At 46.0% G+C, this 23,300-nt stretch carries 22 protein-coding genes and 1 rRNA gene; 12 read left to right on the forward strand and 11 right to left on the reverse strand.

The window, feature by feature from the left end; genetic code table 11:
* Positions 1-17: 17 nt before the first annotated feature.
* Positions 18-902, reverse strand: a complete 885-nt coding sequence (locus AC58UW_RS30345) for a helix-turn-helix domain-containing protein (protein ID WP_497424298.1) — start codon at positions 900-902, stop codon at positions 18-20.
* Between the two features lie 219 nt (positions 903-1,121).
* Between AC58UW_RS30345 and AC58UW_RS30350 the strand changes: the two genes are divergently transcribed.
* Positions 1,122-3,416 carry a bifunctional diguanylate cyclase/phosphodiesterase gene (locus AC58UW_RS30350; RefSeq protein WP_497424299.1) on the forward strand — a complete coding sequence of 765 codons (2,295 nt, stop codon included), beginning with the start codon at positions 1,122-1,124 and terminating at the stop codon, positions 3,414-3,416.
* Between the two features lie 55 nt (positions 3,417-3,471).
* Here the strand turns inward: AC58UW_RS30350 and AC58UW_RS30355 are convergent, their stop codons facing one another.
* Together AC58UW_RS30355 and AC58UW_RS30360 are read right to left on the reverse strand one after the other, a co-directional pair.
* Positions 3,472-4,278: a histidinol-phosphatase gene (locus AC58UW_RS30355; RefSeq protein ID WP_497424300.1), complete on the reverse strand. Its 807-nt coding sequence runs from the start codon at positions 4,276-4,278 to the stop codon at positions 3,472-3,474.
* A gap of 36 nt (positions 4,279-4,314) precedes the next feature.
* Complete coding sequence (locus AC58UW_RS30360) at positions 4,315-5,217, reverse strand: LysR family transcriptional regulator (RefSeq protein ID WP_497424301.1); 903 nt, start codon at positions 5,215-5,217, stop codon at positions 4,315-4,317.
* Between the two features lie 222 nt (positions 5,218-5,439).
* Here AC58UW_RS30360 and AC58UW_RS30365 point away from each other — a divergent pair, with 222 nt between their 5' ends.
* Together AC58UW_RS30365 and AC58UW_RS30370 are read left to right on the forward strand one after the other, a co-directional pair.
* The gene (locus AC58UW_RS30365) at positions 5,440-6,966 is read left to right on the forward strand and encodes an MDR family MFS transporter (protein WP_497424302.1); all 1,527 of its coding nucleotides are present in this window, start codon (positions 5,440-5,442) and stop codon (positions 6,964-6,966) included.
* Positions 6,967-6,978: 12 nt separating this feature from the next.
* A complete protein-coding gene (locus AC58UW_RS30370; protein ID WP_497424303.1) occupies positions 6,979-7,557 on the forward strand; it encodes a PadR family transcriptional regulator in 579 nt (192 codons plus the stop codon).
* A gap of 347 nt (positions 7,558-7,904) precedes the next feature.
* Here the strand turns inward: AC58UW_RS30370 and AC58UW_RS30375 are convergent, their stop codons facing one another.
* Positions 7,905-8,708 (reverse strand): TIGR01457 family HAD-type hydrolase, encoded by an 804-nt coding sequence (locus AC58UW_RS30375; protein ID WP_497424304.1) that lies wholly within the window; start codon positions 8,706-8,708, stop codon positions 7,905-7,907.
* On the reverse strand, positions 8,705-10,396 hold the full coding sequence (locus tag AC58UW_RS30380) for a PAS domain-containing sensor histidine kinase (protein ID WP_497424305.1): 1,692 nt from the start codon (positions 10,394-10,396) through the stop codon (positions 8,705-8,707). Before AC58UW_RS30380 ends, AC58UW_RS30375 begins: the two co-directional genes overlap by 4 nt.
* A 286-nt stretch (positions 10,397-10,682) precedes the next feature.
* On the opposite strand from AC58UW_RS30380, the gene AC58UW_RS30385 reads away from it, so the two are divergent.
* Both AC58UW_RS30385 and AC58UW_RS30390 read left to right on the forward strand, forming a co-directional pair.
* On the forward strand, positions 10,683-11,141 hold the full coding sequence (locus AC58UW_RS30385; RefSeq protein WP_497424306.1) for a chemotaxis protein CheX: 459 nt from the start codon (positions 10,683-10,685) through the stop codon (positions 11,139-11,141).
* Between the two features lie 98 nt (positions 11,142-11,239).
* Positions 11,240-12,022, forward strand: coding sequence for an SDR family NAD(P)-dependent oxidoreductase (locus AC58UW_RS30390; protein ID WP_497424307.1), 783 nt, complete (start codon positions 11,240-11,242; stop codon positions 12,020-12,022).
* A 54-nt stretch (positions 12,023-12,076) separates the two neighbouring features.
* Here the strand turns inward: AC58UW_RS30390 and AC58UW_RS30395 are convergent, their stop codons facing one another.
* A complete protein-coding gene (locus tag AC58UW_RS30395) occupies positions 12,077-12,334 on the reverse strand; it encodes a DUF2573 family protein (RefSeq protein ID WP_497424308.1) in 258 nt (85 codons plus the stop codon).
* A gap of 81 nt (positions 12,335-12,415) precedes the next feature.
* On the opposite strand from AC58UW_RS30395, the gene AC58UW_RS30400 reads away from it, so the two are divergent.
* The 4 genes from AC58UW_RS30400 to AC58UW_RS30415 all read left to right on the forward strand — a co-directional run bounded on the left by AC58UW_RS30400 (position 12,416) and on the right by AC58UW_RS30415 (position 16,104).
* Positions 12,416-13,225 (forward strand): alpha/beta hydrolase family protein, encoded by an 810-nt coding sequence (locus tag AC58UW_RS30400; RefSeq protein WP_497424309.1) that lies wholly within the window; start codon positions 12,416-12,418, stop codon positions 13,223-13,225.
* Positions 13,226-13,394: 169 nt separating this feature from the next.
* Positions 13,395-13,916, forward strand: a complete 522-nt coding sequence (locus tag AC58UW_RS30405) for an RNA polymerase sigma factor (RefSeq protein WP_497424310.1) — start codon at positions 13,395-13,397, stop codon at positions 13,914-13,916.
* Between the two features lie 150 nt (positions 13,917-14,066).
* Entirely contained in the window at positions 14,067-15,497 is a 1,431-nt protein-coding gene (locus AC58UW_RS30410) for a DEAD/DEAH box helicase (RefSeq protein WP_497424311.1), read from the forward strand.
* Positions 15,498-15,558: 61 nt separating this feature from the next.
* Complete coding sequence (locus AC58UW_RS30415) at positions 15,559-16,104, forward strand: hypothetical protein (RefSeq protein WP_497424312.1); 546 nt, start codon at positions 15,559-15,561, stop codon at positions 16,102-16,104.
* Positions 16,105-16,165: 61 nt separating this feature from the next.
* Here the strand turns inward: AC58UW_RS30415 and AC58UW_RS30420 are convergent, their stop codons facing one another.
* The 5 genes from AC58UW_RS30420 to AC58UW_RS30440 form a co-directional block, all read right to left on the reverse strand.
* Positions 16,166-16,393, reverse strand: a complete 228-nt coding sequence (locus AC58UW_RS30420; protein ID WP_497424313.1) for a hypothetical protein — start codon at positions 16,391-16,393, stop codon at positions 16,166-16,168.
* 51 nt (positions 16,394-16,444) lie between these two features.
* Positions 16,445-17,617: an MFS transporter gene (locus AC58UW_RS30425; RefSeq protein ID WP_497424314.1), complete on the reverse strand. Its 1,173-nt coding sequence runs from the start codon at positions 17,615-17,617 to the stop codon at positions 16,445-16,447.
* Positions 17,614-18,438, reverse strand: a complete 825-nt coding sequence (locus tag AC58UW_RS30430; RefSeq protein ID WP_497424315.1) for an HAD family hydrolase — start codon at positions 18,436-18,438, stop codon at positions 17,614-17,616. Before AC58UW_RS30430 ends, AC58UW_RS30425 begins: the two co-directional genes overlap by 4 nt.
* Complete coding sequence (locus AC58UW_RS30435; RefSeq protein WP_497424316.1) at positions 18,431-19,207, reverse strand: DeoR/GlpR family DNA-binding transcription regulator; 777 nt, start codon at positions 19,205-19,207, stop codon at positions 18,431-18,433. The genes AC58UW_RS30430 and AC58UW_RS30435 overlap by 8 nt, the downstream gene beginning before the upstream one ends.
* Positions 19,208-19,360: 153 nt before the next feature.
* A complete protein-coding gene (locus tag AC58UW_RS30440; RefSeq protein WP_497424317.1) occupies positions 19,361-21,004 on the reverse strand; it encodes an FAD-dependent oxidoreductase in 1,644 nt (547 codons plus the stop codon).
* A gap of 216 nt (positions 21,005-21,220) precedes the next feature.
* Between AC58UW_RS30440 and AC58UW_RS30445 the strand changes: the two genes are divergently transcribed.
* The 3 genes from AC58UW_RS30445 to AC58UW_RS30455 form a co-directional block, all read left to right on the forward strand.
* Complete coding sequence (locus AC58UW_RS30445) at positions 21,221-22,450, forward strand: S-layer homology domain-containing protein (RefSeq protein WP_497424318.1); 1,230 nt, start codon at positions 21,221-21,223, stop codon at positions 22,448-22,450.
* Between the two features lie 150 nt (positions 22,451-22,600).
* A complete protein-coding gene (locus tag AC58UW_RS30450; RefSeq protein WP_497424319.1) occupies positions 22,601-22,879 on the forward strand; it encodes a hypothetical protein in 279 nt (92 codons plus the stop codon).
* Between the two features lie 308 nt (positions 22,880-23,187).
* Positions 23,188-23,300: ribosomal RNA gene (locus AC58UW_RS30455) — 16S ribosomal RNA — on the forward strand; the annotation flags it as partial.

Consider the following 23,300-nt stretch of genomic DNA (forward strand, 5'->3'; position numbering starts at 1 on the left):
AATCGTTCAGGTTTCATCTAAAGCGCGACATTACGTTGTTTGAACTCCGTAGGGGTCAACCCGGTAACGGCCTTGAAATTTCTGCAAAAATAATGAATGCTGGAATACCCTAATTTCATCGCAACGGCTTCAATGGTGGGTTCGTGCAGCAAAAGGAGCTGCGCTTGTTTCACTCTTTCGAGAACCAAATAGTGCTTCGGGGCATAGCCAGTTGCTTCGCGGAACAGCTCTGCGAAGTAGGTGGGATGGTAGCCGCTTATGGCGGCAAGCTCAGGCGTTGACCAATTACGGGACGCATCCTGCTGAATCGCCTCAATGGATGCGGCAATTTTACTGTGCTCGGTTGCAGCGCGAAAACGCTTGTCCATTTGGTAGCGTAACAAGGACGTAAGAATTTGAATGAGATAACCGCGAGCAATCGAACCATAGCCTGGCTCTTGATGGACGAATTCCTTGGCGATCCGGGCAAATAGACTTTCCAGCTGTGTAAACTCATAGAAATGCCACATCTCCACATCTCCGTGACCTTCCACATGAACGGTATAAGTTTTGGCAGGTCTTACTAACTGTTCTCTCGTATGTAAAATGATTGTCGGTTCTGGATGAATAGCTTCGCTCGAGGCAGAGTCCCAGCTAAAATGGATGCTGCCCAGCGTCGAGGGACCGTCCGAAGAAATGGCCAAACGATGCGGCGTGTCTGAGCCATAGAACAGACAATTTCCCGGTAATAAATTTAGGCATTTCCCCGCGAATTCAAAACTGGCAGAACCAGATACCAAGAGGATAAGCTGGCAGTCAGGAATCGTGCGTGGACCCCAAAAAGTACCGGCTGGAGCTTGAAAATAATTACTGAAGTTGACCGTTGGACGCAGATTTCCGAGTGATCCGAGATGAGTCTTCATTGGACATCCCCCCACAAGGGTGTGACTTGCTTCTATTGTTTCACACTATCTGTGAAAAGTGCAAGACCTATTCCGGCTGTAAGCTGTTTGCCATGTCCTGATTCTGATAGTCATGCCATTCGAATAAAAAGATTGATCTACCGGTTCGCAGATGGAATAATAGAGGGGGGATGTCGAATTATGACGTTTAAAGTTTAAGGATGACGGGAGTAGAGTCTTATGAAAACGATGCAATACACGATAATAGCTCTAGTTTTCGTCCTATTGGTCTCATCCTCTGAATTTGCTCTAGGTAAGTACAAAACCTCTTTATTTAATGAGCTTAGCATGACCGAACAGTCGCAATTATCCTCGAGGGCTTTGGTCTTGCAATCGGTGATTGACCGCAATTTTAACTTGATGGTCAGTCTAGAAGCCTATGTTAGTTCTAATTATTTGCAAAACAAAGACGATCAAGAAGTTTTGAATTACATTGCTTCTCTGTATCTTGGCGCTCAAGCTTCTACACTTAATTTAATTATTGCGCCCAAAGGGATTGTGAAAACCGTTTTTCCGCTTAGGGGCAATGAAAGTATAATGAATTGGGATTTGTTGAACGACCCTCGCGTGAATGTGCAGCAGCAAATTTTATACGCTCTTAAATCTAAGAAAATGACCATGGATGGTCCGTTTAAGCTGCTGCAGGGGATGAACGGGTTAGTTGCACGCAAAGCGATTTATCAAAATGGCGAATTCTGGGGATTCGTATCCGTTGGAGTTGATGTGGACCAATTGCTAGCTGAAGCGGGCATGAAGGATGGAAATCCACGAAATAATCGACTTGCGATTCGCAACCTGGGTCAACCTGCCTTCTTTGGGGATGATGCGGTTTTCCAAACGAAACACACCAGTGCGACCATAGAGCTTGCGGATAATAAATGGGAATTGGGCGCGCTTCCTCCGACCAGTGCGGTTGAAAGCATCAATCAGCAGATTTTAGTGACACGAGCCTCATTTATTACGATATTGGTACTCGGTTTGCTTTTCTTCCTTTATATGGTCAGGCAGCGGGACACATTAAGCAAGGCCGTGAATGAGCGAACGCAAGAGTTGCAGATCGCCAATGAAGATTTGACAGCGGTGAATGAGGAACTGCTAGCCGGGCAGCAAGAGCTGCAGGATTCAACGAAAAGGCTGCTGGAATCTGAACAAATGCTTTCCTATCTGGCCTACCATGATGTGCTGACAGGGATTCATAATCGCACTTATTTTCAAATGGTTTTGAAGGAACAGATCGTTTATAACGAAATTAATCATACCTCGCTGGCGGTACTGTTTTTTGACTTGGATAATTTCAAAATGGTCAATGATTCGCATGGTCATCATATGGGTGATCTGATGCTGCGTGAGGTTGTAAACCGGATTCAGCACTCCGAGCTTCCCTTTCACACATTCGCCAGATTCGGCGGGGATGAATTCGCGATCCTGCTCGAAGATTGCTCAGATGAACAGAGCATTCAGCGCTTCTGTGAGCAATTGATTGAGATTTTGAAGCCACAGTGCCTAATCGCGGGTCGCGCTTTTTTCATCAGTGCAAGCATAGGGATTGTGCAGTATCCATATGGCGGATTGACATGGGAATCACTGCTTAAAAATGCGGATATCGCCATGTATATCGCCAAAAAAGAGAGCGGCAGCTCCTACAGCTTCTTTGATAAGCAAATGGCGATGAATTCTGTATCCAAGCTCGAAATGGGGAACCACCTTCGTCAGTCCTTGGATCGGAACGAACTCGAGATTGTCTATCAGCCCCAGGTCGATTGCCTACTGGGTAAAGTCATTGGCGTCGAAGCCTTGCTGCGCTGGAACCATACGACTAAAGGGTACATTTCCCCTTCCGAATTTATTCCGATTGCGGAGGAAATGGGTTTCATTGTCGCCATCGGAGAGTGGGTGATGCGGGGCGCCTGCATGCAGATGAAAGCTTGGCACAGCCTCCTGAAAGAACCGTTGACGATATCCGTTAATCTCTCCGTTAAGCAGTTGAACGATGAACGTTTTGTCGATAAAGTGATTCACATTTTAGAGGAAACAGGCCTTGAGGCGAAGTATCTGGAAATTGAAATCACCGAAAATGTCGCGATGCGGGATGAACAGTTGGAGGCTCTCGGCCGCTTGCGCAAGTTAGGTATTGCGATATCCGTCGACGATTTCGGCACTCATTATTCTTCGCTCAGCTATTTAAAGAGGTTCCCCGTCACCAAAATCAAGCTGGATCAATCGTTTGTCCGCGGTGTACAAACCGATGACAAGGACCGGGCTATGATCAAAGCGATCATCTCAGTGGCCAAGTCATTTAAGCTGCAAATCATTGCTGAAGGCGTTGAAACGGAAGAACAGGCTAGATTCCTGGTTGCCAATGGCTGCAGCCAAATTCAAGGCTATTACTTCTTTCAACCCATGTCGGCTGATCAGACGCAGGCTATACTCCAAGAGAGTTTGCAACCGAAGCTTGGCTTTGTGAAAACAAATTAAACGAAAGAGGCTGCCCCCAAGTAGAAACAATCTACTTTTGAGGCAGCCTCCTTTTTTATAGGGGAACAACTTGTTTTTGTTTATTTTTGAAATAAACCCAATGGTTGAAGCCGATCTCTTTCAACGTTTTGCTCACATCTTCCCAATCTTCCCCAACGCGGCTTGGGATATGCGCATCGGAGCCGAATGTTACCTCAACGCCATAATGAAGGGCCTGCTCTAACATCGCGTGCGAAGGGTACCAACCGCCAACGTCTTTGGTTTTGCCTGACGTATTGATTTCGATGGCGACACCGGATTCGCCAATGACTTTCAAGGTTTCGTTGACAGCCGGTGTTGGAATGTCAGAGAAAGCTGGGTAAAAGCCTTTCATTGCGTCAATATGCCCAAGGATGTGGAACATGCCGGAGCGAGCGGATTCTGCAATAAGACGATAGTACTCTTCTTTTTGCTCGATTTTCTGCGCATCATTCAATTCCTTCCATCTGTTGCGATTGAAAATACTGACGCCGCCAGACAAGTGCACAGAACCGATGATGTAGTCGAAAGGGTATTTGGCATACTCCTGACGGTAAACGTCGACATGCTCAGGGAAATAATCGGATTCTACGCCTAACAGTACATCAATTTTACCTTCGTATTCTTTTTTTAGCTGAAGTACTTCCTCGATGTATCGGGGAAATTCGCTTTTGGCCATGGCGATTAAAGGTTGTGCGTGATTATCCGGACTTCCGAAATAAGGAGAGTGGTCTGAGATCCCAATCGCCTTCAAACCGCCGGCAATGGCGGCTTCGATGTAGTCGCGAATTTTATCCTGGGCGTGTCCGCACCGGTCGTGATGGGTATGTAGGTCGAATTTCATACGAGAATACCTCCTAAGCCTGTTCGTTTATTCTGTTTATTCTGAGCCAAGAAATTGAGTTTCCGGCATACCTTTTAAGTCTCGAAGGAACTGCTGCATGGCTGAGTTTAAGTACCGTCCCGACTTATATACTACACCTACAGGATGGGTAATATCCAACTCATTTACTTTTACTATTTTCAAAGTGCCGTGCCGCAGCTCATCCGCTACAGACAGCTTGGAAATGATGGCGACGCCAAGATTTAGCTCGACCATCCGCTTCACTTCTTCACTGCTGGACAGCTCCATGACAATATGCGGTGAGACATCATAATTTTTGAAAACTTGATCGACAAAGCGTCGCCCAGCGGTTTCTGGAGAAAGCATGATGAATGAAATATTGCGCAGCTTTTCAATCGATATATGTGCGAATCGGCTGAGCGGGTGCTGTGTCGATACAACGAGCTCGAAATTGTCGTAATAAAGCACGGAAGTTTCTAAGGCTTGATTTTTCTCAAATAAATAAGTAATCCCGATATCAATTTGACTATTCTCAACAGAGGTCATAATTTGCGAAGAAGTCATGGAATGAATGGTCGTTTTGATCAAAGGGAATTGGTCTTGGAAATAAGAAAGCACCCGCGGTAAAATTTGCATGGCAATTGAGGTCGTCGTGCCGATGTGGATATGGCCTTGAGGTGTTTGGTGCAAATCTGATAAGCGTTGCTTGAGGTCACTGGCGATCCGCAGCATTTTCTCAGCATGCTCCAGAAATAGCTTTCCGCTGTCCGTTAAAGTGACGGGCTGGTTACGATCGATGAGAATGGTGCCGAATTCGTCTTCTAAGCTCTTAATTTGAGCGGAAACGGCAGGTTGGGTCAAGTTAAGAATTTCGCCAGCTTTGCGGAAGCTCATCGTCTTAGAAATGGTGAGCAGTGTTTCCAACTGGTTCATATTCATGTGATTACCTCCTGCTATTCAAATTGTATTTACAAATAAAATTTATCGAAATTGTAAAGGGCATAAAAACCTTTTCTTACCCTATTATATGATAGGAAGGAGCGGGTCGGCAATGTTTCCGGAAAACATGGACAACCACCTGTCGAATTTCATTGCCATATACTCAAATTTGATTATAATAATTAGTATATATTAAATTGAATGATAAAGGAGATTCATTTCATGTCGTTAACACGTAAGTCTAACCCCACCTGGACAGTCGTCGGGTTGATGTTAGGACTTTTGCTGGCTTCGCTGGATCAGACGATCGTTTCTACAGCAATGCCAACCATTGTGTCCAAACTAGGGGGGTTCAACCAGTTCGTCTGGGTTTTCTCAGCCTATTTGATTGCGAACGTGGCTGCCATGCCCATTTTCGGAAAGCTCTCGGATATGTACGGCCGTAAGTTATTTTTCATCATAGGGATCATCGTATTCATGATTGGATCTGCGCTATGCGGTACAGCCACATCGATGACTGAGCTGATCGTGTATCGCGCGATCCAAGGTATTGGGGGCGGTGCCCTGATGCCCATTACATTTGCTATTATTTTTGACATTTTCCCACCGGAGAAACGGGGTAAAATGCAAGGGCTTTTCGGAGCCGTCTTCGGTTTATCGAGCGTGCTCGGTCCGATTATTGGTGCTTACTTCACGGACCATGTAACGTGGGAATGGATTTTCTTTATTAATCTACCGCTCGGAATTGTGGCGTTATTACTCATTATTTTTTCCTACCATGAGTCTGTTGAGCACAGTAAGGCCAAAATCGACTGGAGCGGTACAATTTTACTGACAGCAGCGATTGTGTCCCTGATGTTTGCGCTTGAGCTAGGCGGTAAAGAATATGCGTGGGCTTCCTGGCAAATTATTAGTCTTTTCGCTGGATTTGCTGTGCTCTTAGCAGTCTTCCTAACGATTGAAAAGTTTGCAGCTGAACCGATCATTCCGCTCGATTTGTTCAAGAATCGCCTATTTACCGCAAGTATGGGTGTCAGCTTCGCTTATGGGGCTGTTCTGATTTCAGCGGGTACGTATATTCCTTTGTTTATTCAAGGTGTATTTGAAGGCTCTGCTACAAGCGCGGGCTCTACGCTCACGCCGATGATGTTAGGTGTCGTTGTCAGCTCAGCGCTAGGCGGACGGTTCATAGGGAAATTCTCTTACCGCAATGTCATGTTGGTTTCCGCAGCGCTATTGATTGTGGCTACATCGCTCTTGGGTGGCATTTCTATCGATTCCAAGCGCTATGTGATCACGACTTTTATGATTCTAATGGGACTCGGCATCGGAGCTTGCTTCCCAATTACATCAATGTCCGCTTTGCATAAAATAGACTTCCGACGCAGAGGCACAGTGACTTCGCTTGTTGGCTTCTTCCGTTCCGTGGGCTCCGCCATTGGAGTTGCAGTATTCGGTAGTATTCAGGTAAACTCACTTAGAGATAACATTACAGAATCCCTACAAGATCCAGCGATGGCTGAAAAGTTTCATGATGCGCGCATCTTGCTGCAGCCAGAGTTTCGTGCGAGTATTCCTAAGGATGTGCTGCATAAGCTGCTGACCGCACTTGCTGATTCGATTGCTGTTGTTTTTCAAACAACGATTGTTTTAGCTGTAATTGGACTCGCGTTTATCTTACTTATGGGGAATGCGAAGCTGGAAGTAGGGAAAGCTCCTGTCAAAGGGAGTGCACCTGTAGGACACTAGGAGGAGACCGCTATGTCGATGAAGCTCGTCATACTCGGACTGTTGATGGAAGCCAATCGGCATACGTATGAGATTCGGCAAACGATGAAAGAAAGAGGCATGCATAATTATATGAAGCTGCAGGACGGCTCACTTTATTATGCCATGGATCAACTGCGCAAAGACGGTCATGTGGAAGCACTTGAAGTCGTGCGCGATACGAATCGTCCGGAGAAAACCGTCTTTCAAATTACAGAGGCTGGGAAGCTTAAATTTCAAGAGCTGCTGATTGAGCAGTTTCATGAAGAGATCAAGCACTATCACCCGCTCTACGTCGCTCTGCCATTTTCCGTGCATGGCGACCAAGCAAAGATTGCCGATACTCTTGAAAATAAGATTATGGCTCAGAAAATGCTTATGAACAAAATGAAAAGTCTGTATGAAGAGCATCAAAACACGGTTCCCCGTGTTGTCTTGCAGATGTTGGTTGGCACCTATAAACGTTCATTCAGCGAGTTAAAATGGCTGGAGCAGCTGCAAAAGGATGCCCGAGAAGGCCGCTTGCAGGAGAAAGGCTCCCCGCCAGAGGTGGACTGGGAGCATTTGGATTGATTGTGTGCGGTAGAATCTGTAAATCTGAAGCAACAGCGAAGGCCGAAAAAACCTCCAATTCCACACGCAGTGTGAGTTGGAGGTTTTTTTGTTTCCAGTATTCCTGCACGGTTGCAAAGGGAACTATGGTACGCTATTTCGCAGAAAAGGCACATATTCCACCCGTAAGGGGAACTATAGTCCGTTATTTTGCAGGAATAACCTGAAAATCGGGTTATGGAGGCCGCATAAAGCCCTGTAGTTCCGCTCCTAGAGGAAATAGCTGGTTATCCTGCAAATAGAGGCCTGTAGTTCCCATAAGTAAAACCCTAGCGGTATTCCCGCTAGGGTTATTGAAATTTGTACGGTTAGAGGCTTACAACCCGCCAAGTTTCAGTAAACTGCGCGATGAAATGTGCCAAATCATCGCAGACGAGGTCCGGCGTCACGCCTGCCGACGCCATCTGCTCGTGCACATTATCCGCCGTTGCGACGCCGGTCAGCACGAGCGCCGTGCGACACCCCGACACCACGCCTCCGCGGATGTCGGTATGCACATTATCGCCGATGACCCAGACATCGGCGGCAGGCAGACCGAGCCGCTCTATGGCGTAAGCCATGATGATCGGCGAAGGCTTCCCGATCACCACCGGCTCCACGCCGGAGGCGGCGGTGATCGAAGCGGCCAGGGAGCCTGCCCCTGGCATAAGCCCTCCATCCGACGGCAGCATGCGGTCGGGATTGGTTAATACATAGGTCGCGCCAGCCTTCAGGTGGCGGACCGCTTCGGTCAGCTTCGCATAGGTGAAGCTGCGGTCAATGCCTTGGACGACGTAATCCGGAGGCGTCGTCCCCTCGATAGCGAAGCCGGATGCCTCAATGGCGATCCGCAGTCCGGCTTCGCCGACCATATGCACGCGGTTACCCACGCGCTGCTCGGTCAAGTACTTGGCGGCGGCCTGCGAGGAGGTATAGACCGCCGCCGCCGGCACTTCAATGCCGAACGCTAGCAGATGCTCGGCAACTTGCTCTGGTGTACGGGACGAATTGTTCGTCACCAATAAATAGGGCAAATGGTGCTGCTGCAGCCACTGAATGAAAGTGGCTGCGTGTGGAATCGGTTCATGTCCCCGATATAGCGTACCATCCAAATCTATGAGAAAACCATTCATGTTGCAGACACTCCCTCGGCGATTTTTACTTGTGTGGAAGGAAGTGTAATTTCAACAGTCGTTCCTTCTTCCAGTTTGCTTTGAATTTCCATCATGCCTCCATGCGCCTCAATAATACGATAACATACCATGAGGCCAAGTCCGGTACCTTTTTCCTTGGTACTGTAGAAAGGTTCTCCCAGCTTGGGCAGCCGTTCTGGTGCAATGCCGCACCCTTGATCAATGAAACGGATGGTGATGTTTTTCTTGTTAGGGTCGGCTGCGGCTTCAATACGCATTAACCCGCCTTCTTCCATGGACTCCAACGCATTTTTCAAAATATTAATGAAGACCTGCTTAATTTGCCGTTCGTCACAATTGACAGGGGGCAGATCAGGCTCAATATCGGCTTCGATTTGAATGTTATCCAATATCGCTTGAGGCTGAAGAAGCTCGATCGTGCTCATCACAATAGAGTCAACGGTCCGGGTATCAAAATTGGTTGCTTGAGGCTTTGATACGAACAGGAACTCATTTACGATAAACTCAATGCGCTGCAGCTCTTTTTGCATAATTTCTATGTAATATTGCTCTTTGACACTTTTCGTTTTCAGTAATTGAAGGAATCCCTTCAAGGCCGTCAATGGATTGCGGATTTCGTGCGCGACTCCAGCGGCTAGTTGACCTACAGCGGAAAGTTTATCCGACTTGATAAGTAGCTCCTGGGTCTTTTTTAATGCGGTAATATCTTTAAATGTAATAACCGTACCTAGGATGTGCCCTTTCTCCTCTAGGATGGGGCTCGACATGAACTCGACTGGGAAAGCCGTGCCATCCTTTCTCCAGAACAAGTCCTCTTTCATAATGGGGGCATCCCGATTCAGAATTGTGTTCAGAATGGGACTTTCTTCGCGTGAAAAAGGAGTGCCATCGCTCTTCTCAGGCCGAATTAGATTATGTATTTGCCTGCCGAGCATTTCATCCACTTTCCAGCCAGTGATTGTTTCAGCAGCTTGATTCCAGAAGATCGTACGGCCGCTCATATCAATCCCATATATGCCTTCTGAGACGGAGTTGAGAATGAGCTGATTTTGCTTATAGAGTTTGTCGATGACTTTCTTCTGTTCTTTAACTTCTGTAAGGTCCTTAAGAATTGCGTAAATCCCCACAACTTGACCATCGACTTTCGTCGGGACGAACGTCACATTAGAAGGGATCGGAATTCCGCTTTGATGAATAAAAGCAGCCTCAAAATTTTGGGGCATCCCGGCTGACGCCACTTGGAAATGATGCAAAGCTATAAGCAAATCGGGCGGACTGATCATTGGGATAAATGAAGTCGTGGAGTTCTCGCGCCCAAGACCCAAGAGGCTTTCAAGCCCGTGGTTGGCTGACAGCACTTCACCATCTAGACTAAAAGAAATAATCGAGTCCGGATGGTTGTCGTATAGGGATTGATACCGCTCTGCGGTTTCCAGAATGGCTGTTTCCCCTTTTTTGACTTTTCTGAGCCCGTGCCAAGCCAATCCGAGCATCGTGCCAACAACGACAATATCGATTGCTAGCCCAATGAAACGGTGCTCGATGACATACGGAAGCTGATGAACAATAAAGAAGTCCGCACCGATGAGCAGCAGAGCGATACTATAATAGACAAGCGTAAGTTGATATAACGTGCATGGTTTTATTGTCGTTTTCTGTTTTATCATGGTTGCCTTTCAGCTCTCCTTTAAAAGGACGAACACCCTGCAAGCATATCAGGATTCGACACGTATTTATATATTCTTCCAGATTACCTGCTGTATTTCCTGCTGTGAAAGATCAATTAATCCAGATTCGACAATTTTAGTATGAAGGCAGGAAGAGTCTCTGTATGTGAGTATAAGGAACTATTTTATGAAAAAATACAGTATACTTGTCCTAGTATTTTAGGTATAATGTTGAAAAAGGTCGTTTTTCGTGGAACTTATTCACAAATGAGATCGGAGCGGAGCTATGAAGGCTGAGTACATTAATCCTTTTTTGGAGTCGGCTAGAATTGTCATCGAGCAGGTTGCTAACATTCGCCCAACTACGGGGCAGCTCGGCGTCAAAGACGTCAAATTTGTGGAAAAGTATATTTGGATCCAAATCGGGATGACCGGACAAATGGAAGGCGATATTGTATTCGGCTTGGCTGAGGACGTCGCTTTGAAGATGGTTTCCGCGATGATGGGCGGGTTTGTAATTACGGAAATGGACGAAATGGGCAAGAGCGCTATATCGGAGTTAGGCAACATGATTAGCGGGAATGCAAGTACCATGCTCTTTAATCAGGGCGTTAGGGTTGATATCACACCTCCGAAGCTGGTTCAATCAGCTACGGCTGCTGGTTTTATCCCGAAGAAGGCGCTAACCATTCCTTTGATTATGGATAGCATTGGGGAACTGGACATTCAAGTGTTAATTACGTAATATGAATATTGGATTATAATGTTGTATACATAAGCTTAAAAGAATGGAGTACTGCGATTAGCGGTTCTCTTTTTTGTAATTTAGTGGAATGGGGAGAAATGACGTTGAACATTTCGAACAAAATCGTCATGATCACTGGAGCGTCAAGCGGCATTGGCGCTGTCATGGCACAACAATTTGCGGCGTTGGGGGCGATTCCCATTTTAACAGCCCGCAGCACAGACAAGCTCGAGTCGATTGCTGCAGGCATTCAAGGCCAGCATGCGGTTTACGCGCTTGACGTTACGAACACGCAGCAAGTATATGACGTGGTTAGCCAGATTATAGCGAAGTTCGGTCGTATCGATATTTTAATCAACAACGCTGGTTATGGGATATTTGAGTCGTTTACAGATGCGCCGCTGGAACATTTTGAAGATATGATGAACGTGAACTACATGGGGGTTGTCCGCTGTACGCAAGCCGTATTGCCTCATATGTTGAAGGCGGGAAGCGGTCATATCGTGAACATTGCATCCATGGCGGGGAAAATCGGTTCAGCCAAATCTACGGGCTATTCGGCAACGAAGCATGCCGTGCTTGGTTTCACGAACAGCTTGCGTCAGGAGCTAATGCGAACGGGGATTTCTGTCACGGCGATTAATCCGGGGCCAATCTCCACGCCATTCTTCGATAAAGCAGATCCAAGCGGGAACTATGTTAAGAATGTAGCTTGGTTTATGCTTAAACCGGAGAAAGTTGTGAAAGAGCTGATCCATGCCATAGAGAAAAAAATACCGGAGAAGAATCTTCCTTTTGTAGCTGGTGTTGGAATTAAGCTATTTCACTTATTTCCAAGACTGTTTGACCGGCTGGCATCGGGGATATTAAATAAAAAATAAAGCGGGTCCCGGTCTATGGACTGGGGATCCGCTTTTTTCGTCGTGTGAGCGAAGTTACTCGGGCTCCGTTTTTTTGGTTTGCAGAGCTTGGTTTAGATCACGGATCTCTTCGAAAATACGACGCACTTCCGCTTTGCTTTCGGGATGCGTTTGATTCCAATGAGAAGTAAGTGCCGGGAGCGATTTATGAACATGATTAAAAAATGCCCATACTTTAATTTTCTCAAGCATTTCAGGCGATGTATCTCCCGTAATGAGTTCTGCGGTTTTTAACACAAGAGCGTTGAATTCATTCTCAAAATCTGTATTCATAGTTTCATCCCTTCGGATGGAAAATAGTAAGACACTTCTAGTTTATCTGATGATCTGACAGCTGTCAAAATAGGGGGACCCATGTCCGTAGCACAATTGCAAGATGGTCAATTAATAGGAAGAGAGCAAATTCGCTGCTTTGTTAAGCATATTTCTTTATTTATTCTTACCTATGTAAGTCAGGGGTTGAAGGTGAAAGGGCTGCTAGCCGTTCCGGAAGGGACAAGCCCTCGGCCTGCCGTGATTTACTGTCGGGGTGGGATTAAGCGTGTAGGAATGGTTAGGAAACGACGAATCATATCAATGGCAAAGCGTGGATATGTCGTCTTTGCTCCTTATTATAGAGGCAATGAAGGCGGTGAAGGGCGCGAGGATTTTGCCGGGGAAGACAGGTATGATCTATTTCACGCGATCCCTCTGGTTCAGTCTTTAGAGGAGGTTCAGCCCGGACCTGTATCCTTAATCGGGTTTTCACGCGGAGCCGTTATGGTGATGCGCGCGGCAAGAGAGTGCAGCGGGGTAGGCCCTGTTGTTGTATGGGGAGGTGTGAGCGACATGCTGGACACCTATGAGCAGCGTGTTGACCTGCGGCGGATGTTAAAACGTGTCGTCGGGCACCCGAAGAAACAAGTTGAAGCCTACGTGGAGCGATCTCCGGCGTGTTGGGCTCATGAAATCGACACACCGATTTATATTATCCATGGCACTCTCGATTCGCAAGTGGATATCAGTCACGCCAAGAAACTGGCTGCCGCCTTGGAACAAGCTGGTAAATCGTACACGATGGCACTGTTCACAGGATTAGACCACCGTTTTCCCCGTAAAGAAGATGAGAAGGCACTTGATGACGTTTTTGCCTGGCTGCGCGAAAAAAACCAACTTAAGCACTAAGTGGGTTTTATTACCATATTACTTTGTTTTTATTGTTGTTTACTCCCTAGCTTTGCCCTAAAATAAGGGTAAGAAACAGAGTTGTTTTTACCTGGTTGGCTAGGGGGCGTTTATTTCGAAGTCTCTCAAACTGTTATTTAGCAGTGATTTTTACACGTTAGAGAAAAGTGTGCAGGAACAGATATATCATGAGTTTTATCTCCTCGTCTATCCGATGATTTATTTTATACTTAGGGATCATGCGGCCGTGGAGGATATTATTCAAGAGTCTTTTCTTAGGGCTGTACGGAAAGCGCCGCTGCTTCAGGATATTGATAAATACGAAAGCTGGGTCAAAAAGCTGACCCGGAATGTAACGCTGAATCACCTTCGCAAGCACAAACGTAACCGAGATGAGCTTGAAACGGAGCTTATGCTGTGCATCAAGGAAACGGCGCCTACCTCGGATTATTTGGGTTCCCTGGATCAAGAGGTCGAGCTGAAGCTCATGCAGGAAGCCATCATATCTTATATTAATCAACTAACCCCTTCCTACCGCCAAATTATTGCAATGAAATGGATACATAATTTGTCTTACAAGGATATGGCGATCGAACTAGGGGTTACGGAGGGTGTTGTGCGGCAGCGTTTGTTCCGTGCAAGAGATGTCATCAAGCAGAAACTGCTAGAAGAATGGGGAACGGGGAAATAAGAAGAGTCCATGCGGGCTCTTATTTCTGCTTATACGGAGGATGATAGAGCCGTCGATTGGCAGCTTTTTTCAAAGTTCCGATTTGTATCGATATTCAGCGTGGCATATAATAAGGTCATTAGGTTGAATGAGAAAAGGGGTTTACGTCCATTGAGTACAAGCTTTGAACAGCTGCAAATCGCACAAACATATTTAGATAAATTAAGGGAATTGGGTATTGGCGAACCAACACCGATTCAGGCAGAAGCAATTCCAGTTTTGAAACAAGGCAGCGATGCAATCATTCAGTCCCAGACAGGCACGGGCAAAACGTTAGCGTATTTGCTGCCCGCATTAGAACAAATTGATCCAACGCAGAAACAGCTGCAGGTTCTAGTTGTTGTTCCTACCAGGGAGCTGGGTATGCAAATCATGCAGGAAATTGAAAAATTAACGGCTGACGGTCCTATTCGTTCGCAATCTTTGATTGGCGGAGCGGCTGTGGTGAGACAAGTCGAGAAGCTTCGGCTGCACCCTCATATCGTTGTGGGAACACCAGGGCGTTTGCTTGAGCTTATGAAAATAAAGAAACTGACCTTGCACCATGTCAAAATCGGCATAGTCGATGAAGTGGATCAAGTCTTTGAACTTGGTTCTATGCAAGATGTGGAGTCTGTTCTAAAAGGAATGCTCAAGTCCAGTCAAAAAGTGTTCGTATCTGCGACAATTCCGCAAAGCACGGAACAAGCGGCCGGTAGATGGTTGAAGGAGCCAGTCGTTATCAAAATTAATCCAAACCAGCGCACAGCGGAAACGCTGGAGCACATGTATGTGCTTTGCCAAGAGCGCGAAAAGGTCGACACGCTTCGAAGACTAGTACGCTTAATTAAACCGAAGTCTGCGATTGTATTTATCAATGTCACAGATGATATCGCACAAGTAGTGGCTAAGCTGCAGTATGTTGGATTATCAATTGAGGCTTTGTATGGAGAAGCCAGCAAACAGGATAGGGCCAAAGTAATGGGGAATTTCCGGGATGGGAAATTTCAGTTGCTGCTGGCAACGGATGTTGCTGCAAGAGGGCTGGACATTGAAGGTGTGACTCACGTCTTCCACTTGGATCCTGCCACTAACGCGGAGTACTATCTCCACCGCGTAGGCAGGACTGGTCGGATGGGCCGCGAGGGCACGACCATTTCGATCGTGACACCGAAGGAACAGTTCATTCTCGAAAAATTCGAGAAGCAGCTCGGTATCACGATCGCGCCGAAGGCGATGTACGAGGGCCGGCTCGTCGATCCGGCCATGGATCGCAGTGCGGCTACCATGCGCAGCCGCCGTGAAGCTGCACGCCCGCGGGGCGCAGCACCTGTGCGCAGCGGCTCCGCCGGCTCGCAAGATGCTGCCGCGCCTGCGGGCGCGGTGCGCACTAGCGCGTCGGCGACGGACGCGCGCGAATTTAGCGCGAGCCCGGCGAAGCCGGCAGCGCCGAAGCACACGGCCGCCGCGGGCAAGGCCGTGAGTAAAGCCCAGCGCGAGCGAGATCGCAAGAGCAAGGGCGCTCCTCGCTGGCTGAAGGAAAAGCAGCAGAACAAAGAGTAGCCGTTATTTGCATGTGCATCTATACGGCTTGCCAAATCTGTCTTCTGCGAGGTGTTGAAGCGTGCTGAAAAAATCATTTATTTTTCTCATTGTGGTCATCCTTCTCCTTGCGGCCGCCACGGTGATGTTCATCCGGCACATCAAACCTACCGAGGATCTAGACCTGAATTACCAAGAAATCTCGATCGGCAGTAAAATCGCGGACATTGTCAAGAACCGAAAGCTCGAGGTTCAAATAACAGAGCAAGATTTGAACAATCTGGTAAAAAAGCAGCTAGCAACCCATCAAGATCTCCCCAATGGCGTTCGAATCGAAGGGGCTAAGCTTACTTTGCAGGGAAGCAACCTCGTGGCTGACGTGAATGTAAGATGGCAGGACAAGGTGCCTATCGGTGCCAGGTTGCTTTTCACCCTGGCATGGGATCCGCCGAATGTAGTCATTCAGCATCAGAGTACAAGGGTCAGAGGCATACAAGTCCCAAAGGAGTGGGTTCAGCTTGCTCCGATTGAGCTCTCCATCGAAGATCACTTGCCGCTGCTTATAGGTGTGAAGGATGTACGGTTCGAGGAGAAATCCGTCACCATTCAATTGAAGGCTCTGCGATAATAGTAAGGATTAGATTGTTCAAAATATCTTCCTAAATAGGAAATGAGCCCTAGAATCGATTCTAGAGGCTCATTTTTTTATCTCGTATAACTGGAAAAACTACCGTTAATCCGCGCTGCTCAGTGTCAGGGAATAAAATAACGGTAGAAACTCCAGCTAAAGCGTCAGTGGTTACCTGGAATTCGCTTGATTTGGCGAGAATAGCGGTAGAAAATCCAGTTAATTGAGCAAAAGTAGCATAATTACAGAAAATAGCAGGAGAAATCGGCGTTACAGATAAGTAATCCACTACCCACTCGGTTACCCAATTCTGCGGGAATGATCCATCAATTTGCCACAGTTAACTCGAAGCCTGAACCTTCCACCTGCGGGAGTAGATCACAATTCCGAAAACCACACACATACCAGCTAACACAAACCAAATGGACAAGCCAACTTGAAACTTATCCATCCCCCACCCAACTCCTAGTGGAAGGACAGATCCGCCCAAACCGCCCGCTGCGATAAGCGTGCTTGTTGTTTGCTCCGTGCGCCCAGGGAGTAATTGATTGGCATAAATAAGAGCCACAGCGAACATCCCTGACATGAAGAGACCAAGCAGCAGAACGATAGCGAAGCTGCTCCATAACTGCGTGCTGAATAACCACAAAAAGACAGTTATCAAGCTGCCTCCAAAAGCGACGGCCAAATAGCGGAAATAGGTCATTTTCTCGGCAAGCATTCCGGCGAATAGACGCCCGGCCACCATGGCGATCCAATACGCTGTTACCGCCAAAGAGGATACTGAGCTTGAGGTGTGCATTTGATCGATAAAGATCGAAGGCAGGAAATTAACGATCGTATTTTCCATCCCAACATAGATGAAGAAAACAAGCATGAATAGAATAAGGAAGGTTAAGGAACTCCTCGTCAGAGCTGGAGGCTTAACATTTTGCTGCGTCCTGTCGGCTTTGTGAGCCAACAATTCGTCATGCTCGCCTAAGGAAAGCTTCGACCAGATGAGACCTGTTGCTAGCGCGCTTAGTCCCAGCAGCATAAATCCATATTTCCATAACCCATTGGCAATTAAAATACTGGAAATAATCGGCATGAACAAAGCGCCAAGTCCGAAGAAAACTTCGAGCGTGCTGAAGGCCGAGGCTTGCTTGTCTTTGGCAGCCATTAAAACGAAGGTTGAAATGCTCGCTTCTACTAGTCCGAAGGCCATACCGGCTATGAAAGTGAGGCTCACGGCTAGAGACCAAGGAGGCAGCATGACAATCGTAATCATGGCTAAAAAAAGCAATCCGAAAGCCATGGTGATGGTGCTTCGACGGCTGAAGCGGCGGCTGAACGCAGGCATGCTGAGCACGCCAAGCAAGAAACCGCCGAATTCAAGGAACACCAGCATTCCGCCATCGCTGTAGCTGCGTCCATAATGGGTGAGTAATTCGGGTAATACAGCACCAAAAATGACATGGGTGCAGCCTGTTAACAGATAGGACAGGCACCCCATAATTAATAATCTTCTCATAAAATGGTGCTTCCTTTTTGCTGGATGATATATTTTTCGTTATAGGCAAATACATGATCAACGGCTTCAGCGACAGACTCAACATGATAGTTTGCCTTTTGTTTGACCTCCGGATGAGCGCCTTTCATTGCAAAACTATGCGGCGTAATCCCGAACATAGATACATCATTAAAGGAATCACCGATACAGGCAATTTCCTCGGGCTTTAGACCTAATTGTTCAATGAGGATCAAGAGGGAGTTGCCTTTTGACACTTGCCGTGGCATGATGTCCAAGCAATCTTTGTCGGAAACGAACAGTTCAACTTGATCGCCAAGCTTTTCTTCCAATAATGCCTTAAGCGTTAGAAGAATATGAATATCCCCGAATGTAGAAATTTTACAAATAGGTAGTTCGGCTTTCAACGACTGCTCAATGTCTTCTTTTATAATAAAAGGCCGGAATGTCCGTGACTGAACCTCATCGGAAGCGGGAGTCAAATGTGTGATGTAATTGGCTTCACCTGAGCAAACGATCTTCACGACGTCATAATCTTTCAGCAATTGATACACTTGATAAGCTAATTCAGGCTCGAAAAGCTGAGATTTCAAGAACGAACCATCCTCCAAGTGGATGAATGCGCCATTTTGCGATACGGAGTAGGCCCGATGACCAATTTCTTCAAGAACTTGCTGCATCTCCACATTCATTCTTCCTGACGCCAGGCAAAGCAGCATGTCGGCTTCCTTCACTTTTTTCAGCGCAGCCTGTTCTCTTGGACTAACCTTCTTGCTGTGATCGAGCAAAGTACCGTCCAAATCACTTATGATAAGTTTAATCATCTAAGTCATCTCCTTCTGCCAATACGATTTCAACGTCACTTGCCAGTAATTTCTCTTTCATTTCGGAGCTTAAAGCTTGGTCTGTGACCAGGATATCGATACTTTCAAAACCGACCACGCGATGGAACAGTCGCTTACCGAACTTAGAGTGATCCGCTAAAACGATGACTTGATCGGCATGTTGGATCATTGCACGAACTAAATAGCTATCCTCTTCATTAGGAGCTGACAGCCCTTCCTCTGTAATTCCGCAGGTTCCGATCAGAAGCTTATCGACATGGTAGTCATTTAACATTTCGATGGCCTTCGCCCCGTATACGCTATGGTGTTTACTATCTAACACACCACCTAGAATATGGATCGTTGTTTCGTCTTTACGGGTTAAAATAGCAGCAATTTCTATAGAGCTTGTCACCACAACATTATGCTTGGAGGTTAGCGCGGTTGCTGCGTGCAGAACTGTCGTGGAGGCATCCATCATGATATAGTCGCCATCTTGAATGAGTCCGGCGGCTGTTTTGCCGATGGTTAGCTTGGAAGATGACTCTGCTTGGAGTCGTTGTTCATAATTGCCGACTTCCTTGGAAAGTGTGGGGAGGATGGCACCGCCGCGTGTTCGCACAATACGGCCCTGTTCTTCAAGTTTGACCATGTCGCGTCTAGCGGTATCTCGTGAAACATCATACAGCTCACATATCAGATCAACTGTAATGCGCTTATTTGATTTTAAGTAATCGATGATGGATATGAGTCTTTCTTCTTGAAACAAAGGTTTTTCGCTCCTTTCTCTTAAGTGTTTATAAGTAAACTTAAGTATAATGCTTATTATATGGCTGAAAGTTCGGTTTTTCAACTACTTTTTAAATTAAATTTTCGTAAAAAAAACCGCACACTCGCTCAAAGAACGAATGTACGGATTTGGTTATTTCACAGTTGTTTTTTTGCGAGTTTGCACGTAGCTAGGATAAGTAATTTCCCCGGTATCCAGCTTTCTAATCTCTTCTTCGTTCCAACCGCTGATTTTGTTGGTGCCGGTTACCCCGGTTAGCTTGATTTGATAATGAGCAGCTAAGTACTGCTGTAACTTCGCCATTTCTTCGGGCATGATCTCCCTGAGCTTTTGTTTGCCATGCAATTGACCCAATATGATTCCGATGGATTCAGCGGCCAGGCTCGTATTCGGTTGAATTCTTGTGCTGCCGTATGCGATCGCTGAGGAGCCAACATTTTTCCCGGCGGCAATGACATTGTCGTAATTTTTTAATAAAAAGCTGCGCAGCGGCATGCCGTATTTGTCGGGACGTCCCATTTCGATGCCCCACTTGTTGGCGCTCGTGCCTTGTAAATCAAGCGGATAGCCGCCAATGCTGACATTATCCCAGAACATGGTGCCTGAAAGCAGGTCAGACGGCTTAAGAACGTAATCCATTTCGTAGTGATTATATTCCCTTACGTATGGGTAAGTCGGCAGTTCCCCAAGTTCGGCATGCTCCCAACCCGGTAAGGTTTTACGGAAATGGCCCAGAATGGATGCTGTCTCTTTGTTGCCCAGCGTTACAGCATCTTGAATGGATTCGGGTTTGGACGGGTCAACGGTATATACAAGGAGAGCGTTAATTAATACTTCGCCATCCCTTTGATTCACAGCATTTAAGCCTCTTAGAAATACACGGTCATTGGAAGGATGATAGGCTTTTGTCATGCCGCTTAGCCCGATCGCGTAGCTGTCATTGACAGAGCCGCCGCCAAATTGTTTGGATTTCTCTTCAGGTTTTAGCGCGTTGAAAGCTGTATTGAACTTTTTCCAATCGACATGCTTGAACTTCATCATCATACCGGCGCTCATGTACTCGATGTCTTTTTGCCCATAGAACTTCTCAAGTCCTGGCAATCTCTTGGCATCTAGTCGCGAGATGAGTGCGGCGTAATCACTATTTTCGACCCAGTAGCTGGCCGTAATCTTCTTCTTTTCACTCTTGTCTGTCGTGTAAACGATAGAAGCAACTTTGTGCATGCTGTCTGGTGTATTGATTTGCTCAATTTCATTTAAAATAACGCCGGATTCAACAGGGATATTTTTGACCAGTATATCCATATAAGTCGAAAATTCGGAAAGCTTGCGGATTTTGGCATTCCGGAAGCCGTCGAATAATTCTTTAGCACGACCCTGCACTAACAAATGACCTTGATCGTCGCGCGTTTCATCCAAGAACAACATTTGACTCTGAAGGATTTGGCCTCCGAAAGCTTTGTGAGGATCCAATACTTTAACCTTTAAGCCTTCGTCCGCTGCTGCCCTTGCTAGATAGAGACCTTCTAGCTCACTGCCAATCACAACAACGTCAAACTGCTCTGCTGGATACGTATTTTTGGTTTCTACCGCCGGTGTCGATGGGGCTTCACTAGCTGGGGGAGGATCTTGATGCGTCTTAGTTGGCACTGTAACAACAGCAGGTTCCACACTTGCTTGTTTAAGCCCGATTTTGCTATAAGAAAAGACTGACAATGCAATTAGAATAACGGCTAGAGCAATTACGAGCTGAACTCTGGGATTACGTAAACGCATGCGTGAGCTCCTTTTGCGGTAGTGTTTTATAACGTTTAGTTTAGCAGTTTCATAGGGGATTTAATAGACTCGACAATTTGATATTTTAAATCATTCTCCGTACGACCCCCCAAAACATTTCCTCAAGGGCGAATCCTTGTAGCATAACCAGGAACCCTTCGCGAAGGCTCCACATTATTTATACCAATCATATGAATAAGGGAGAGGGAACTTGATATGAAAAAGAACCTAATGAAGAAAGCTGTAGCAACAGGACTTGTATTAACAATGGTAATGGGAGGCGCTTCTGCAGCGTTTGCCAAAGGGAATGACCATGATGATCGTGGTAAAGGAAACAATAACAACAATAATAATAGCTATAGCACTTCTTTTAATAATGGTAAAAACAACAACGGTAACGTTAGCGGCAACATTCAAATTCGCATTAACTTTGACGATCTCAAAGGGGCTCAATGGGCAATGCGTTACATAGCTAGCTTGGCATCCAAACGTGTATTTGAAGGATATGAAGATGGTACGTTCAAACCAGATAAATCCGTTTCCCGTATTGAAGCGATTACAGCTGCGGTGAGATTGATGGGATTGCGTGAGCAAGCCGAATCTGCTACAGAAATGGCTACCAAACTTAACTTCAAAGATGCGGACAAAATCCCTGCATGGGCAGTAGGATACGTAGCCGTAGCACTTGAAAACGATCTATTCACAGAAAGCGATGACTCCGTTCAACCTTCTAAAGAAGCAGATCGCCTATGGGCAACAACGCTACTAGTGAAAGCTCTGAAACTAGAGTCCGAAGCTAAAGCGAAAATGAACACGCAACTTACTTTTAAAGATGCTAAACAAATCCCTGCTGGATCAGTTGGATATGTAGCCGTAGCTATCGAAAAAGGTCTTGTTGATGGCTTTGAAGACAACACATTCAGACCGAACCAAAACGTGACTCGTGCACAATTGGCTGCTCTATTGGATCGTACAGGCGAGCAAATGCCTGATGACCAAAACTCCGCTACTGGTACTGTGAACGCAGTTGTATACAACAATGTACTTCCAGTAACGAAAGCAGGAGTTACAACTAACTATGTTCTTCACCCAGATGCTTTCATTTTGCGTAACGGTGTGAAAGTAGCTGCGTCTGCGCTTCAAGTAGGCGATGAAGTGAAAGTTCGTTCTTTCAATAATCAAGTTGTTTTCGTAGAGGTTACTAAATTGGCGCAAGTTAACCAAAACTTCGCTGTAATTGGTACATTAAACGGAACAACAGTGGATTCACAAGGTAAAATCAATAAAATTTCCATTAATCAAAATATCAATGGTGTGAACCAAACTACAGATTATACTGTAGCGGCTAATGTCACTTTGACAGGTAACGTTGGTTCATTTACACAAGGTCGTCTTGTAGAGCTTAAAGGACAAAACCAAATTGTTTCTACTATTGATGTAAAATAAAAAAAAGAGTTTTTAGAGAGATATAAAAAAGGTTGAATATTCATAACAGCTCCTTGCTTCTTACAGCAGGGAGCTGTTGTGCTTTTATGCCGTATAAACTTCCTTTCCTTGTGGGAAACTGTTCTTTATCTTGAAAGGAGTGGCATGAATATGAACGAAACACTTATGGAGACATTCAAAAGATATTATGCTGACTATAGAGTTGCAGCCAATGTAGAGCAGAGCTTTATTGATGCTTACCAAGCAATCGCTTATCACGTTATTGAGCAAACAGATCATCTAGCCCAGAGCGGTAACTTGGAAGGCATTCAGAATATGGTCCGAGAGTTTAAAGAGATTAGCTTATCCATAGCTCCCAGCAACGATGCTCTGAAGGAGCGTTTCGAACAGGAATTAGTAGAAGACATGCTAAATCACGGACATTCCTAAAAAATGTGGAATAGAGTTGCATTATTTTGAGCACCGTGGTATATTGTCTTTCCGGCCAAAACGAGCTGAAAACTTTATCGAATCATGTAAAAATAAAGCTTGCATCTGATTGGTTGAATATGCTATATTGTAATTCCGGCCGTGAGAGTGGGACGGAATGAGAAAGAATATTGATCTTTGAAAACTGAACAACGAGTGAGTAAGCATGAACGAGAAATCGTTCAAAAAATAGAGATTATTTTTAATCTCGCTAGCAAGTCAATGAGTACAATTAAGCTTTCAGATATCGGACAAGCAATTGTTCAACTATTATGGAGAGTTTGATCCTGGCTCAGGACGAACGCTGGCGGCGTGCCTAATACATGCAAGTCGAGCGGAGCACTTCGGTGCTTAGCGGCGGACGGGTGAGTAACACGTAGGT

This window comes from Paenibacillus sp. J22R160, assembly GCF_059692135.1.

Bases quoted from the DNA above. Each gene is read 5' to 3' on its own strand.
- AC58UW_RS30345 (WP_497424298.1), bottom strand. From the start codon at position 902: ATGAAGACTCATCTCGGATCACTCGGAAATCTGCGTCCAACGGTCAAC.
- AC58UW_RS30350 (WP_497424299.1), top strand. From the start codon at position 1,122: ATGAAAACGATGCAATACACGATAATAGCTCTAGTTTTCGTCCTATTG.
- AC58UW_RS30355 (WP_497424300.1), bottom strand. From the start codon at position 4,278: ATGAAATTCGACCTACATACCCATCACGACCGGTGCGGACACGCCCAG.
- AC58UW_RS30360 (WP_497424301.1), bottom strand. From the start codon at position 5,217: ATGAATATGAACCAGTTGGAAACACTGCTCACCATTTCTAAGACGATG.
- AC58UW_RS30365 (WP_497424302.1), top strand. From the start codon at position 5,440: ATGTCGTTAACACGTAAGTCTAACCCCACCTGGACAGTCGTCGGGTTG.
- AC58UW_RS30370 (WP_497424303.1), top strand. From the start codon at position 6,979: ATGTCGATGAAGCTCGTCATACTCGGACTGTTGATGGAAGCCAATCGG.
- AC58UW_RS30375 (WP_497424304.1), bottom strand. From the start codon at position 8,708: ATGAATGGTTTTCTCATAGATTTGGATGGTACGCTATATCGGGGACAT.
- AC58UW_RS30380 (WP_497424305.1), bottom strand. From the start codon at position 10,396: ATGATAAAACAGAAAACGACAATAAAACCATGCACGTTATATCAACTT.
- AC58UW_RS30385 (WP_497424306.1), top strand. From the start codon at position 10,683: ATGAAGGCTGAGTACATTAATCCTTTTTTGGAGTCGGCTAGAATTGTC.
- AC58UW_RS30390 (WP_497424307.1), top strand. From the start codon at position 11,240: ATGACGTTGAACATTTCGAACAAAATCGTCATGATCACTGGAGCGTCA.
- AC58UW_RS30395 (WP_497424308.1), bottom strand. From the start codon at position 12,334: ATGAATACAGATTTTGAGAATGAATTCAACGCTCTTGTGTTAAAAACC.
- AC58UW_RS30400 (WP_497424309.1), top strand. From the start codon at position 12,416: ATGTCCGTAGCACAATTGCAAGATGGTCAATTAATAGGAAGAGAGCAA.
- AC58UW_RS30425 (WP_497424314.1), bottom strand. From the start codon at position 17,617: ATGAGAAGATTATTAATTATGGGGTGCCTGTCCTATCTGTTAACAGGC.
- AC58UW_RS30430 (WP_497424315.1), bottom strand. From the start codon at position 18,438: ATGATTAAACTTATCATAAGTGATTTGGACGGTACTTTGCTCGATCAC.
- AC58UW_RS30440 (WP_497424317.1), bottom strand. From the start codon at position 21,004: ATGCGTTTACGTAATCCCAGAGTTCAGCTCGTAATTGCTCTAGCCGTT.
- AC58UW_RS30445 (WP_497424318.1), top strand. From the start codon at position 21,221: ATGAAAAAGAACCTAATGAAGAAAGCTGTAGCAACAGGACTTGTATTA.
- AC58UW_RS30450 (WP_497424319.1), top strand. From the start codon at position 22,601: ATGAACGAAACACTTATGGAGACATTCAAAAGATATTATGCTGACTAT.